Annotated in this window: 15 protein-coding genes; 14 read left to right on the top strand and 1 reads right to left on the bottom strand. The window is 47.3% G+C overall.

Annotated elements, in window-relative coordinates:
* Positions 1 to 43: 43 nt before the first annotated feature.
* The gene (locus TOI97_RS00275) at positions 44 to 829 is read right to left on the bottom strand and encodes an enoyl-CoA hydratase (RefSeq protein ID WP_321552128.1); all 786 of its coding nucleotides are present in this window, start codon (positions 827 to 829) and stop codon (positions 44 to 46) included.
* A 144-nt stretch (positions 830 to 973) separates the two neighbouring features.
* On the opposite strand from TOI97_RS00275, the gene TOI97_RS00270 reads away from it, so the two are divergent.
* From TOI97_RS00270 to TOI97_RS00205, 14 genes are all read left to right on the top strand, one after another.
* Positions 974 to 1,762, top strand: coding sequence for an SDR family oxidoreductase (locus TOI97_RS00270; protein WP_321552127.1), 789 nt, complete (start codon positions 974 to 976; stop codon positions 1,760 to 1,762).
* 62 nt (positions 1,763 to 1,824) lie between these two features.
* A complete protein-coding gene (locus TOI97_RS00265; RefSeq protein WP_321552126.1) occupies positions 1,825 to 2,808 on the top strand; it encodes a bifunctional MaoC family dehydratase N-terminal/OB-fold nucleic acid binding domain-containing protein in 984 nt (327 codons plus the stop codon).
* Between the two features lie 9 nt (positions 2,809 to 2,817).
* On the top strand, positions 2,818 to 3,954 hold the full coding sequence (locus TOI97_RS00260) for an acyl-CoA dehydrogenase family protein (RefSeq protein WP_321552125.1): 1,137 nt from the start codon (positions 2,818 to 2,820) through the stop codon (positions 3,952 to 3,954).
* The gene (locus tag TOI97_RS00255) at positions 3,923 to 4,342 is read left to right on the top strand and encodes a MaoC family dehydratase (RefSeq protein ID WP_321552124.1); all 420 of its coding nucleotides are present in this window, start codon (positions 3,923 to 3,925) and stop codon (positions 4,340 to 4,342) included. The genes TOI97_RS00260 and TOI97_RS00255 overlap by 32 nt, the downstream gene beginning before the upstream one ends.
* A gap of 19 nt (positions 4,343 to 4,361) precedes the next feature.
* Entirely contained in the window at positions 4,362 to 5,540 is a 1,179-nt protein-coding gene (locus TOI97_RS00250) for a lipid-transfer protein (RefSeq protein WP_321552123.1), read from the top strand.
* Between the two features lie 10 nt (positions 5,541 to 5,550).
* On the top strand, positions 5,551 to 6,717 hold the full coding sequence (locus TOI97_RS00245) for an acyl-CoA dehydrogenase family protein (protein WP_321552122.1): 1,167 nt from the start codon (positions 5,551 to 5,553) through the stop codon (positions 6,715 to 6,717).
* A 110-nt stretch (positions 6,718 to 6,827) separates the two neighbouring features.
* Entirely contained in the window at positions 6,828 to 8,312 is a 1,485-nt protein-coding gene (locus tag TOI97_RS00240) for an FAD-dependent oxidoreductase (RefSeq protein WP_321552121.1), read from the top strand.
* Positions 8,313 to 8,384: 72 nt separating this feature from the next.
* On the top strand, positions 8,385 to 9,116 hold the full coding sequence (locus TOI97_RS00235) for an SDR family NAD(P)-dependent oxidoreductase (RefSeq protein ID WP_321552120.1): 732 nt from the start codon (positions 8,385 to 8,387) through the stop codon (positions 9,114 to 9,116).
* 13 nt (positions 9,117 to 9,129) lie between these two features.
* A complete protein-coding gene (locus TOI97_RS00230) occupies positions 9,130 to 9,900 on the top strand; it encodes an SDR family NAD(P)-dependent oxidoreductase (RefSeq protein WP_321552119.1) in 771 nt (256 codons plus the stop codon).
* A gap of 62 nt (positions 9,901 to 9,962) precedes the next feature.
* Positions 9,963 to 10,592 carry a nuclear transport factor 2 family protein gene (locus TOI97_RS00225; protein ID WP_321552118.1) on the top strand — a complete coding sequence of 210 codons (630 nt, stop codon included), beginning with the start codon at positions 9,963 to 9,965 and terminating at the stop codon, positions 10,590 to 10,592.
* Positions 10,593 to 10,601: 9 nt separating this feature from the next.
* The gene (locus tag TOI97_RS00220) at positions 10,602 to 11,657 is read left to right on the top strand and encodes an alkene reductase (RefSeq protein WP_321552117.1); all 1,056 of its coding nucleotides are present in this window, start codon (positions 10,602 to 10,604) and stop codon (positions 11,655 to 11,657) included.
* A gap of 32 nt (positions 11,658 to 11,689) precedes the next feature.
* On the top strand, positions 11,690 to 12,532 hold the full coding sequence (locus tag TOI97_RS00215; protein WP_321552116.1) for an SDR family NAD(P)-dependent oxidoreductase: 843 nt from the start codon (positions 11,690 to 11,692) through the stop codon (positions 12,530 to 12,532).
* 119 nt (positions 12,533 to 12,651) lie between these two features.
* Positions 12,652 to 13,698: a Rieske 2Fe-2S domain-containing protein gene (locus TOI97_RS00210; RefSeq protein ID WP_321552115.1), complete on the top strand. Its 1,047-nt coding sequence runs from the start codon at positions 12,652 to 12,654 to the stop codon at positions 13,696 to 13,698.
* A 237-nt stretch (positions 13,699 to 13,935) separates the two neighbouring features.
* Entirely contained in the window at positions 13,936 to 14,331 is a 396-nt protein-coding gene (locus TOI97_RS00205; RefSeq protein ID WP_321552114.1) for a nuclear transport factor 2 family protein, read from the top strand.
* Positions 14,332 to 14,461: the final 130 nt, after the last annotated feature.

Here is a 14,461-nt window from a genome sequence, read left to right as displayed (position 1 = left end):
AAGCCCAGTTCATTTAGCTGGGCTTTTTTGTGGCTGGCAAGCATTAATTGCCAGTAAAGGTTGGTCTTCTCTTTTCAATAAAGGCTTGCATGCCTTCTTTTTGGTCCTTGGAAGCGAAGAGTAGTGCATTTGCTTTGCGTTCGAGGGCTAAGCCTGCTTCGAGTGATGCATCCATTCCTTGAATAATAACTTCTTTAATTTGTTCGGCAGCTAAAGGGGGCATTTTGGCGATCAGTTTGGCTTGGCTTAGGGCGTGTTCTTGCACTTTATCGTCCGCCACTACTTCGCTGACAAGGCCTGCTAGCCAAGCTTCGTGAGCGCTAATGGGTTTGCCAGTGAGCGCCATTTGCATCGCTTTAGCTTTGCCAACAGCACGAACTAAGCGTTGTGTGCCGCCGATGCCAGGCATGATGCCGATGCGAATTTCTGGTTGTGAGAATGTTGCGCTTTCGCCTGCGATTAAGATATCTGCATGCATTGCCAGTTCGCAACCGCCACCGTAAGCATAGCCGCAGATTGCAGCAATGACAGGCTTAGGACAATGTTGAATCGGTGCCCAGACTCGCTCTGTGTGGCGCTGATAGATATCGATGGGGCCGGTGTTGGCCATGCTAGAAATATCGCCACCTGCAGCAAAGTTTTTATCACCACCTGTGAGTAGGATGCAGTGAATTTCAGGGTCACTGCTCAACTGTAAAAAGTATTTAGAAAGTAAGGCTTGTAATTCAAGGCTGAGTGCGTTGTTCACTCGTGGTCGGTTGAGTGTCACGCGAGCTACACCAAGCTCTGGATAGTCAAGTAATACAGGGCTTTCATTGTGATCGGTCATGCGGTAACCCTTTCTTAGAGTAAGCGAATAATGCTGACTGCATTCTGGTTTTGTACCCCTTTGGCCTCATCGTCTATTTAGACGATGAACCTTTATAGGTAAGACAATAAAGTCGATTCATACCGATGTTATGAGGAATCCCTGATGCAGGTTAACAACAGTCTAGATTACACGGGAAAAGTTGTGCTCGTTACAGGTGGCACAAAGGGGATTGGGGCAGGTATTGCTGAAGGTTTTTTACAGGCTGGTGCTGAGGTCGTTGTGTGCGGTCGACAAGCGCCTGAGGTGCTGCCTGCGGTAGAAGGGCGCACAGCAGACTTTTACCCTTTAGATCTAAGAGATGTCGATGCGTTATCGGCTCTGTTTGACCATATCAGTGAGCGTTATGGGCGTCTTGATGTCGTGGTAAATAACGCGGGCGGTAGTCCTGCTGCTGAGGCAGCCACTGCGTCGCCACGCTTTAGTGAAAGCATTATTCGTTTGAATTTACTGGTGCCTATTAATGTGGCGCAGTTCGCTAATCGCATCATGCAAAATCAAGATGAGGGTGGCGCCATTGTATTTATAGGTAGCGTCAGTGCATCGAGGCCTTCACCAGGAACCGCTGCTTATGGTGCAGCTAAAGCTGGTGTTTTATCACTGGTTAGCTCATTAGCTGTTGAGTGGGCACCCAAGGTGCGTGTGGTTTCGGTGAGTCCAGGGCTGATTCGCACAGAACAATCACACCTGCATTATGGTGATGAAGTAGGTATTAAAGCAGTAGGCGAAACGATTCCAGCGGGCCGTATGGGTGAGCCAGCAGACATTGCTGGTGCTTGTTTGTTTGCAGCATCGCCTTTAGCAAGTTACTGGAGTGGTACTAATTTGTTGCTCCATGGCGGTGGCGAAAAGCCAGCGTTCTTGAGTTCTTCCACAGCAAAACAGGTTGGATAAACCGGACAGTTTGCGCTTTTAAATAGCACACAACTGTCTCTGGACATAATCAGGAGGCGAAATTGGCCGATCAAAAATTAGTAGAACAAATAGAAGCCTTTGTGGGTCGTGAATACGGTCGTGTATATGCATGGGATGATGTCAATGCTCCGATGATTCGTCATTGGTGTGAAATGATGGGTGTTGAGAATCCGTTGTATACCGATGCGGAATTTGCTCGTGAAGCTGGTTATAAGGATGTCGTAGCGCCACCAGCCATGCTGCAAGTATGGTGTATGGGTGGGCTAGATAATGAAAATTATGCGCCTGGCTCAACAGATGAAAACTCATTTGAAGTCTTAAAGATCATCGAGAGTTACGGTTATCCAGCAGTGGTTGCTGTGAATACAGAGTTAACCTTTGATCGTTATGTAACAGCAGGTGAAAACCTCTATTACACCAGTCGTGTTGATTCGATCAGTGATGAGAAGACGACAGGCTTGGGAACAGGTTTCTTTGTCACTTTGATCATGCCGTTTTACTCCAAAGGTGAGGACGGTAATGATGAGAAAGTGGGTGAGTTACTTTTCCGCGTTTTCAAATTTAAGCCTGCGCATGTTGCGAAGCCAGAAGCTAAAGCAGATAAAGCTCAAGCAGAAAAGCCTGTTATGAAGCGTCCACTGCCAGGTGTGAGTGATGATACACGTTTCTTCTGGGAGGGGTGTGAAGAGGGTAAGTTGTTGGTGCAGCGTTGTACTGATTGCCAGACATTACGCCACCCACCAGCTCCGGTGTGCATTAAGTGCCACAGTTTTGAGTGGGATTCAGTGCAGGCGAGTGGTAAGGCTGAGCTGTACTCCTTTGTTGTGATGCATTATCCAGAGGTGCCGCCTTTTGATTATCCAAACCCCATTGGTTTGGTTGAGTTGGAAGAAGGTGTGCGGATGATTGCAGGGCTTGTGGGTGTTGATCCGAAAGATTTGAAAATTGGTCAGAAGTTGCAGGTTGAGTTTAACCGCTTTGATGATCGACAAACATTGCCACAGTTCCGACCAGTAGCTGGATAAGGGGGCTCCATGGATTTTTCATTAAGTGAAGATCAACGCGCAATTGGTGAAATGGCTAATGGTCTATTTCGTGATAACTGCTCTGATGAGCAAATGCGTGATTACGATCTAGCAGCCAAGCCTTTTATGGATGATGTTTGGCAGACCTGTATTGAAACCGGCTTGCATGCGTTGGCTATTCCTGAACAGTTTGGTGGCAGTGGTTTGGGCATGACCGAACTGTTCTGTGTGTTGGAAGCGCAAGGGGCAAGTTTGGCGCAGGTGCCAATTTGGCAGCACCAGCTTGCAGCGTGTTGTTTAGCTGAGTTTGCAGGTGAGGCACACCAAGATTTACTGGGGCAGGCAGCAGCTGGTGAGCTTTTATTTGCTGTAAGTTTAAGTGCATTAAATAGCAGTCAAGGTATTCAGTTGGTTGCTTCTGCTGCGGGCGATGACTATAGCGTGCAAGGTCACGTAGGTGCCGTACCTTATGCAGCGCAAGCGCAACGTTTGTTGGTGCTGGCGCAGTCAGAAGAAGGTCCGTGCTTGGTGCTACTCGACCCAGCAGCAGAAGGCGTCAGCCTTGTGGAAGGAACGGCTAATAATGGTGTGGCAGCTGCTGATGTGCAGTGTGACAAGGTTCATGTTGCTGGTACTGCTCTGCTGCCGCTTGCGGCAGTTGAATGGCTCGAGCAGCGTATTGTGGCTGCAGTAGCATCTTTGCAGTTAGGTGTCAGTGCTGAACAAATCAGTCGGACTGCGGAGTATCTAAAAGAGCGTGAACAGTTTGGACGTGCCATTGGTACTTTCCAAGCTGTGCAAATGACCATGGCTGATTGCCATATTGCAGTTGAAGCGTTACGCAGTGCTTTGTATCAGTTGCTTTATCGCCTTGATGCAGGTTTACCAAGCCCGTCAGAAGCTTTGGCTACACAATATTTAAGCTGTGAGGCCGCACATTTGGTGGGGCATAAAACTCAGCACGTACATGGTGGCATCGGTGTTGATCTAACCTATCCGATTCATCGATTCCTGTACTGGAGTCGTCACCTATCGATGGTCTTGGGGAGTGCATCGGGCAGCGTTGAACGCCTTGGTGACTGGTTAGCTAACAACGATAAACTAGGATGGAAATATGACCTTGAAGAAAACCAAATCACTCGCTGAAGTTAAGGTTGGCGATCAGCTGGCAGAACTAAGCATTCCGATTACCGTTACTTTGATTAACGGTGGTGCGATTGCAACCCGTGACTATTTCCCGGGTCACCATGATAAAGAAGCTGCGCAAGCGCTCGGTTCGCCGCATATCTTTATGAACATCCTAACCACTAACGGTTTGGTTGAGCGATACATTGAAGATTGGGCAGGCCCTTTAGCTAAGTTTAAAAATCAAAAAATAAAATTAGGTGCCCCGAACTATCCGGGCGACACAATGACCTTTACTGGGGAAGTGATTGAGCGCGACGAGGCAACCCGCTCCGTGGTCTTGGGCTTCCAAGGTAAAAATTCAATGGGTAACCACGTGACCGGTACGGTTACAGTGGAACTGCCTTGAGCTATGGGAGATTTTAGAAATGAGTGATTCTTTCCTGTCGGGTAAAGCGGCTATCGTTGGACTCGGTGCTACAGAATTTTCCAAAAACTCAGGTCGTACTGAACTTAGACTGGCGATGGAAGCAACGTTGCAGGCATTAGAAGATGCTGGCATTGATCCGTCCGAGGTGGATGGATTTAGCAGCTATTCCGTGGATAAAGTGCCTGAGTATGAAATTGCCCGCTTGTTGGGTTGTGAGAACGTGAAATTTTTCTCGCAGATTCCTCATGGTGGTGGTGCTGCTTGTGCTCCTATTATGCATGCTGCGATGGCTGTTGCTACTGGCGTTGCAAAAACGGTAGTGGTGTATCGTGCGATGAACGAGCGCTCTTGGTACCGTTTTGGTACAGGTGACTACGGTTTTGGTTCTACCCCTATTTTTGACAACGTAAATTATGGTTGGTACATGCCGCATGGTTTCCATACGCCAGCATCTTGGGTAGGCATGTTTGCTCAGCGTTACATGCATGAGTATGGTGCAACTTCTGAAGACTTTGGCCGTATTGCAGTTGCGGCACGTGATTTTGCGGCAACAAACCCTGCAGCATTCTTTTATGAAAAGCCGATTACTTTAGAAGATCACCAGAATTCCCGATGGATCTGTGAACCGCTGCATTTGTTGGATTGCTGTCAAGAGTCAGACGGTGCCGTGGCGATGGTGATTACGTCTGTAGAGCGTGCGCGTGACTTGAAGCAAACACCAGTTGTGATTAAAGGTGCATCACAAGGGATTTCTGCTGGTCAGCAAAGTATGACCTCGTTTTACCGTGATGACATCACGGGTTTACCAGAGATGGGAGTGGTGGCTCAGGAAGTTTATCGCCAGTCCGGTTTAGGTCCAGACGATATTCAAACTGCAGTGATTTATGATCACTTCACACCTTTTGTAATGCCGCAGCTAGAAGAGTTTGGTTTTGCTAAGCGCGGTGAGGCGAAAGACTTTATTCGTGCTGGACACCATGCCCGTGGTGGTCGTTTACCGATTAACACTCACGGTGGTCAGCTCGGTGAAGCTTACATTCATGGTATGAACGGTGTGGCTGAGGGTGTGCGCCAAGTACGTGGTCAGGCTGTAAACCAGGTGGATAATGTGGAAAACGTCCTAGTCACTGCCGGTACAGGTGTGCCAACGAGTGGTCTGATTTTAGGTAAAGCCTAAGGAGCGAACTATGTTTGTTGATCTAACCGACGAGCAGCGTGCGCTGCGGTTAAAAGTACGCGACTACTTTACCAACTTAATGACTCCTGAACTGCGTAACCAGTTACGTGGTGCAGAGGGTGGCGAGCAGTTTAAAAGTATTGTGCGCCAGATGGGGAAGGATGGCTGGTTAGCTGTGGGTTGGCCAAAAGAGTACGGTGGGCAGGGTTATGGTCCTACTGAGCAGTTGATCTTTTTTGAAGAGGCCAATATTGCTGGTGCACCACTGCCTTTCGTTACCATCAGTACGGTCGGTCCAGCATTAATGACTTACGGTACACCAGCACAAAAAGAGAAATTTTTAAGTGGTATCGCCGCAGGTGAGACGCATTTTGCCATCGGTTATTCAGAGCCGAGTGCCGGTAGTGACTTAGCTGTTTTGAAAACAGCTGCTACGGTAAAAGACGATCACTTTGTGGTGAACGGTAATAAGCTCTGGACTTCTGGTGCTGATGGGGCGGATTACATTTGGCTTGCTGCGCGCACTAATCCTGAAGAGAAGCGCCATAAAGGCATTTCGATTCTTATTGTCGATACCAAGTCTGAAGGTTTCTCGCAGACTGTAATCCCTACATCCAGTAACGCAACAGCTGCTTCCTACTATGACAACGTCGTGGTACCGAAGGACATGTTAGTCGGTGAGCTGAATAAAGGGTGGGAGCTCATTACTGCTCAGCTGAACCATGAACGTTTAGGTTTGGGTTCGTGGGCGGATCGAGTCGTCGGGATGTTCCGTAAGGTGTACTTATGGGCCAAAGCAGAGGATGAGAATGGTCGTCGAGCGATTGATCATGCTTGGGTGCGTCGCAATTTAGCCGTATGTTATTCCAAGCTTGAGGCTATGCGTTTAATTAACTTCCGAATCGCTGCTGACTTAGATCAGGGTAGGATGGATGTTGCTTTGGCTTCAATCACAAAGGTTTATGGTTCAGAGTCAGTGATAGATATCCTGCGTTTATTGACAGAAGTTGTAGGTGCCAATGGCTTGATTCGTAGTGATTCAGCAGCATCTTTCCTGATGGGGGAGTTGGAGTATGACGTTCGTGCAGCTCCTACTTTAACTTTTGGTGGTGGAACCAATGAAATTCAACGAGAAATTATTGCCCAGTTTGGGCTTGGTTTGCCTCGTTCTCGCTAATTCAGAGGCAAGCATTCGTTGAGTGAGATGAAAACCGACCTCTTATTTTGAGTGGTCGGTTTTTTTTGCCTAAAAAGTATATTAATAGATAATATTTTGGGGTGCATATTATGGGTGAGAGTAAGTTATTTAGTGCGGGTCGAGCATTGTCAATTGCTGAGGTGCCGCAATGGGATGTAGTGACTGATGTGGCCGTTGTAGGTTTTGGTGCTGCGGGTAGTTGCGCTGCCATTGAGGCGCGTTATGCAGGAGCTCAGGTGGATATTTTTGAAGTGGCTAGCGCTGCTGGTGGTAGTGCTAGCCTTTCGGGAGGAGAAGTTTATGTGGGCGGAGGTGGTGGTACAAGTGTTCAGCGTGAGCACGGCTTTGTAGATGAGACAGAGGATTTATATCGCTATCTACTCATGTCTGGTGGTCCTGCAGCAGATCAAGAGCGAGTGCGCCTTTACGCGGATCATGCTGCTAGCCACTTTGAGTGGTTAGGCGCTCAAGGTGTGCCTTTTAAAGGGACTTACTTGCCAGGTAAGTGGATTGAGCCTACTACAGATGACACCCTCATTTGGTCTGGTAATGAAAAGGCTTGGCCATTTTCTGAGCATGCTAAACCTGCACCGCGTGGCCATACCGTTGAGTTTAAAGGTTGGGGTGGTGGCAAGTTATTTATGGAAAAGCTCAGTGAGCGTGCTATTCAACTCGGTGCCACAGCTCATTATGAGACACGAGCGATTTGCTTGATTACTGATCAACATGGCGCAGTTAAGGGAGTGTTGGTACGTAAAGCCGGTGAGTACTTATATGTGCAGGCAAATAAGGGTGTCATTTTATGTGCAGGTGGTTTTATTACAAACCGAGCGATGGTTGAGCGATATGCACCTCAAGCCATGGTGTGCGAGCAATTTGTCACCGGTGGTAATGACGACGGAGCAGGAATTCGGATGGGCATTAGTGTAGGTGCAACCACACTTAATATGCATGAGTTTTTTGCCACCTTGCCTTTCTTTCCACCTGAATCCTTGATTAAGGGCATCTTTATTAATGAGCGTGGCCAACGTTTTATTAATGAAGATACATACCATGGCCGTGTTGCTCATTATGTCTTGCGGCAGCCCAATGGCCGCGTTTGGTTGCTGGTTGATAATGAGATCTTTGGGCGTCCCCTTATCCAGCAAGATATCACGATTGCCGCCGTCGGAGAAACTTGGGAAGAGGTAGAGGCAGAGCTAGGTTTAGAGAAAGGGGCTTTAGTCGATACGGTTGCCACCTTTAATCGTTATGCAGCTGAGGGGCAAGATCCATACTTCCATAAAGATAAGGAGTGGTTGCGTCCGCTGCTCACGCCACCTTTTGCTGCTTTAAGTTATTGCCAAGGTGATATTGAAGGACATGCCTTTACCTTAGGTGGTCTGGCGACTAAACCGACGGGGCAGGTTTTGAATGCCGATGGCCAGTCGATTCCAGGCCTGTATGCTGCTGGTCGTACAGCTTGTGGTTTGCCTCGCTGGGGGGAGGGCTATAGTTCAGGAATGTCACTGGGCGACTCAACTTTCTTTGGGCGTCAAGCGGGGCGACATGCGGCATTGGAGAGTGAGGATTAGTCTTAATAGACGATGTCTTCACCCTGCGCTTAACCCGATGATGAATACAACCAAAACAAGACAGGAATAACCATGAAACTGAATAACAAAATCAGCGTTGTTACTGGAGCTGGACAAGGCATGGGCCGCACCATGGTGCAACACTTTGTTGAGCTAGGCTCCATTGTTTATGCAGTGGACGTTAATGCTGAGGCTTTAGACGAAACAATCCAAGGTTTAGCAGGCAAAGCACATGCTGTGGTGTGTGATATTACCAACGAAGCTGCTGTAACTGAGCTGATGGCAACAATCGAAAAAGAGCATGGTCGACTGGATATTTTAGTGAACAACGCGGGCATTGGCTCGGTTGATAGTTTTCTTGAGACCACATTAGAAACTTGGCAGCGCGTAATCAATGTGAACTTGACCGGTGCTTTCCTGTGCAGCCGTGAAGCGGCCAAGTTAATGACTAAAGCGGGCCGTGGATCAATTATTAATTTCTCTAGTACAGGTGCTTTAACGGGTGAAGGTCCAAGCCATTACGTTGCATCTAAGTCAGGTATGGTGGGGTTAACGCGCAGTACGGCTCGAGAGCTAGCTCCTAGTGGAATTCGTGTGAACAGTGTGGTGCCTGGTGCAACTGATACACCAATGATGCAAGGCATTCCTAAAGAGTGGATGGATGCAATGATCCAAGGTATTCCATTGGGTCGTCTAGGGCAGACCATTGAAGTAGCACGTGTTGCAGCTTTCTTGGGTAGTGACGAGGCCAGCTTCATTACTGGTCAAAATATTGCCGTTAACGGTGGCATGGCATTTTACTAAGGGGTAGCAAACGATGACTAAGAGACTTGAGAATAAAGTTGCAATTGTAACCGGTGGTAGCGCTGGGATTGGTGCTGCAACAGCAGTCCGAATGGCCGAAGAGGGCGCGACAGTTGTTGTATTTGGTCGCCGTGAAGAGCCGTTAAAAGCTGTTGTGGCTAAGATTTCAGCCCAAGGTGGTAAGGCCGCATATAAGGTTGTTGACGTCAGTGATGAACAGACTTTTGTAGATGCTATTGACGCTGTAGCTAAAGAGTACGGCAAGCTAGATGTGATGGTGAATAACGCAGCTTCATATACTTGGGGTGGCATCACTGAAATGAGTACTGCGGATTGGCACGCTAACTTTACTACAACAGTTGATGGAACCTTCTGGGGTACGCGTAAAGCGATGCAGTTGATGCAAGAAAACGGCGGTTCAATTGTCAATATTTCTTCCATTTGCGGCACCTTTGGGACTGCATGGATGGCTGGTTATTCTGCAGCTAAAGCTGCAGTAACAAACTTCAGCCGAGCTGCTGCATCAGAAGGTGCGCTGTCTAATATCCGCTGTAACGTGGTCATTCCTGGTGTCATTGAAACTGAAGCCACTGCTGGGATGCTCAGCGATGAAAAGTCGCGTGAAGGCACTGCAAAATTGATTCCGATGAAGCGTGTGGGAACTGCAACCGAGTTAGCTAATGCTGTTTTGTTCTTGGCTTCAGATGAGTCCTCTTATATTACCGGTGCTTCAATACCTGTTGATGGTGGCCGCAGCTCAGATCTGCATACTGCGATGGATTAATCTGTGCTCAGTGCTGGAGTTGCTCCAGCACTCTTTTTGTTTAGACATAGAGATGTAAAACCATGGATCAAAACGAACTGCTGGCGCGCATAGACCGTTTAGAGTCTACTGAAGCGATTCGCCAACTGGCGGGGAAATACTCGCTGTCACTGGATATGCGTGATCTTGACGCGCATGTGGGGTTGTTTGCTCCAGATATCCGTGTGGGTAAAGGTAAAACTGGGCGAGCGGAGCTCAAAGCTTGGGTTGATGACACCTTACGTCACCAGTTTACTGGTACATCCCACCATATTGGTCAACATATTATTGAGTTTATCGATGCGGATCATGCCATAGGTGTGGTGTATTCGAAAAATGAGCATGAAACGGGCGCAGAGTGGGTCATCATGCAGATGCTGTACTGGGATGATTATGAGCGTATTGACGGGCAATGGTATTTCCGTCGCCGCTTACCTTGCTACTGGTATGCAACAGATCTCAATAAACCGCCCATTGGTGATATGAAAATGCGTTGGCCCGGGCGTGAGCCTTACCACGGTACTTTTCATGATTTATTTCCGTCGTGGAAAGAGTTTTGGAATCATATGCCAGAGCGCGATGTGCTGCCTGAAGTGGCAGAACCACAGCCATTGGATGGGTTTCTTAAAGGTATGCGCCGTGACACTCCGGCCCCTCGAATCCGGGTACGTTAAGGAGTTGCTATGAGTAAGTTATTTGAGCCAGCACAATTTGGTGAGCTGCAGTTGAAAAACCGTGTGGTGATGGCACCCATGACCCGTAGCCGATCAACAGACCAAGCTGTGCCGACCCCAGAAATGGTGGACTACTACGCTCAGCGAGCGGGTGCAGGCTTGATTGTGGCTGAGGGTACTTCACCTTCGGCTAATGGTATGGGGTATTGCCGCACTCCTGGCATTTATAATGCTGAGCAAATTGCTGCATGGCGGCAAGTAACAGATGCAGTGCATGCAAAAGGCGGTACCATTGTTTTGCAATTGATGCATTGTGGCCGAGTTGCTACGCACCATAATAAGCCTGCCGGTACAGAAACAGTTGGGCCATCAGCAATTAAGGCTAATGTAGAGCTGTTCACGGATGCTGTTGGTATGGCGCCTACAGATGAGCCTCGTGAGCTGAGTACCAGTGAGGTTTACGAAGTCATTGAAGAATACCGCCAAGCTGCGCTTAATGCACGAGAGGCAGGCTTTGATGGCGTTGAACTGCATGGGACCAGTGGTTACTTGCCTATGCAATTTATGTCTGAAACTGCGAACCAGCGTACAGATGAGTTTGGTGGTTCGGTAGAAAACCGTGTACGTTTTCCATTGTTAGTGCTGAAAGCTATGTCAGAAGCAATTGGTTCTGGCCGTGTTGGATTCCGTTTTTGCCCAGGCAACAAGTTCAATGATGTGTATGACAGCCAGCCTGCTGAGACGTTGCAAGCTTTGCTTGATGGTATTGCTGATTTGGATTTAGCTTATTTGCACATTATGAAAGCACATACCCGTAAGGTGGATGCTTTTAAAACGGCTCGAGAGAACTTTAAAGGTGCGTTAATCATTAATGATGGTTTCGAGCTTGATACTGCGACACAAGCTGTTGATGAAGGTGCCGCTGATGCAGTGTCTTTTGCCCGCCATTTTATTGCAAACCCAAACTTGGTCGAGCGTTTTGTCAGTGGTCGTGAGCTGGCAGAATTTAATCGAGATACTTTGTACTCGCCGGGTCCTAGAGGTTATATCGATTACCCAGCCTGACTACAGTTAAGCGCGTTAAGAAGGATGATTTTGTGACTAAAATTGCATTTGTAACCGGCGCAAGCCGTGGTATCGGAAGAGCAACTGCGCTTGCGTTTGCTCGAGAAGGCTACGATGTGGCCATCAGTGCACGCTCAATAGATGATGGTTCGCGGCATGAGCATGAAGTGGTTGCTGTAGACGGGACAATCTTAACTGGAAGTTTGCGAGCTACAGCAGCAGCAATTGAGGCCTTAGGTCGAAAGGTGTGGTTGGTTCCTTTGGATTTACTTAGCGAGGATTCCGCACAACAAGCTGTTGAGCAGATTGCTCGCGAGTGTGGGCGTATTGATGTGCTGGTTAATAATGCGATTTATCAAGGATCAGACCTTAATAATGCCTTTTTGGATTTAAATGCCGAAACTTTAGATCGTGTCTACCGTGGTTATGTATTAGGGCCTGTCACTTTAACCCAAGGTATAGCTCGGCTGATGGTAGAACAGGGTTCAGGAGTAATTATTAATGTCAGTTCAGGCGCTGGCGAGTACAACCCACCTGTACCAGCCGATAAAGGTGGTTGGGGCTACGCATATGGTGCTGGGAAGGCTGCGGTTTCGCGTTTGGCAGGCATTATTAATGTGGAACTGGGTAGCAAGGGGTTGCGTGCATACACTGTTAATCCTGGAGTAGTCACTACAGAAGCGCTGAAGGCTACTATTGGCGATCAAGGTATCGCTGCTTTAGGTGGTATGGCAGCGCCGCCAGAAGTACCGGCTGAAGCGATTTTATGGTTGGCTCATTCCGATCATGATGGTCGCTATATTAAAAGAACAGTGGACACTCAAAAACTTGCCCTAGATCAATATTTAGTCAGTAATTGGCGTAAAAAATCATAGTGGTGCTCAATCTAGTCCGCTTGAAGGATGAGGATGAGGTCCGTGTTAGCAATAGTTGTAATGTGAAACAGCCATTCTTACCAATATAAGGCTGAAATTGAACTGATGAGGATCGGGAAATGACAAAAAATATAGAAGTCCAAGCCTCTGCAGCAGCGGCAGAGTATCGTTACGCTCGTGGTTGGCACTGCATAGGTGAAGCTGATGATTACCGTGATGGCAAGCCGCATACGTTGAATATCTTTGGCACTCGGTTGGTGGCATTTGCTAATGATGAAGGTAGCATTAGCGTACTTGATGCGTACTGCCCGCATATGGGTGCTGACTTGTCACAGGGTGAGGTTGTTGATGGCCGTATTGTCTGCCCGTTCCACCATTGGGAGTTTGAAGCTAGCGGTCGTTGCGCAAAAATTCCTTACTGTGACCGTATTCCACCTAAAGCAAAAACCAAGAGTTGGTTAACTAAAGAAGTTAATAAGTTGCTGTTTATTTGGCACAACCCAGAAGGCAACCCTCCTGCTGAAGGTGTTGAAATTCCATACTTGCCAGAAATTGATAGTGATGAGTGGAATGACAGTTGGAACATTGATTTAATGCATATTGATACCAACCCGCGTGAGTTGGTAGATAATCTTTCCGATATCATTCACTTTGGTCCAGTGCATGGCACACCTTGCACCTACTTTGCCAATACTTTTGAGGGTCATATTGGTACTCAAGAGTTCCATGGTGACTCTGGACGTCTAGGTGGTAACTTAGTTGCTAAGTCAGCTTACTATGGGCCGGCAACGCACTTTACTCGTATGAGTGCGGAATATGACGGAAAAACCGTTGAAACTATCCTGTTGAACAGCCATGTACCAACTTCACCCAATAGCTTTGAATTGCGCTTTGGTGTTTTAGTCAAGAAAGATCCTACATTGACTGATGAGCAAAATAATGAGTTGGCTAAAGAGTATGTTCAAGCTAACCGTACATCCTTCTACCAAGATGTTGATATTTGGAAGCATAAAGCTCGTATCGATAATCCAGTGTTAGCTGAAGGTGATGGTCCTATTTATCAACTGCGTGAGTGGTATTCACAGTTCTTTATGGATGAAAGTGATATTCCTGCTAAGCTCAAAGAGCGTCAGGTGATCGTGACTATGGAAAAACAAGAGGCTTAATGCTTACTTTAAAAACGGGAGGCTAAGCCTCCCGTTTTACTTATTTTTTCTCGTTATTTATACGCCTCCTTTTGTGTATCAATTGTACAAATCTTCCTATCTTCTCAGTTTTTAGCGACGACACAGCTGTTCGCCGCTCTCGCACAAGCATCTCTAGTATTGAAAGCGGCGGATAATGTTGCGCAAGACTTTTGACGGTGCTTAGTGGTATTCACGTCAAGCAACAAGGTGCTTCAAATGAATTCAAGTAAAGCATTAATTCAGCAGTATTTTGCAACCTTATCTGGTCAGAGTGATGTACCCGTTACTGAGTATTTTTCTGCTGACATCCGTTGGAACTTGCCGCCAGCTCATCCTTTTGGCGGTCCTTTTATTGGTATTGCCGCGGTGTTGGAAATGATGGAGCAAGGATCAGGTTTTTTTCCTTATGACAGCATTGGTATAACGCTACGAGCATTAATTGCTGAGAAAAATGACGTTGTGGCACACTTTAGTTTGAGTGCAAAGACTCATGCAGGAGAAGATTATGCCAATGAATACCTGTTTAGATTTAAATGCTCTGATGGAAAAATAGTAGAAGTCTGGGAGTTTCTAGATACCTATTATCAGTTTCAAGCGGGATTGTTTAATTAGGGGGGGAGGTGTAGGTTTAAGTTGACTATAAAGCTGCAGCAGATGGGTTCAACGAGTTTGTATAGCGTTATCGAGGTTGTGCTTTCAGGGAGGGGTAGGTCATGAGAGTTGTAAAGTAGCTCTTGATAAG

The sequence above is a fragment of the Denitrificimonas halotolerans genome (genome assembly GCF_034259425.1).
GTDB lineage: Bacteria > Pseudomonadota > Gammaproteobacteria > Pseudomonadales > Pseudomonadaceae > Denitrificimonas > Denitrificimonas halotolerans.
The sequence above is the reverse complement of the archived record's forward strand: the minus strand, read 5'-3'. Positions and strand labels throughout refer to the sequence as shown.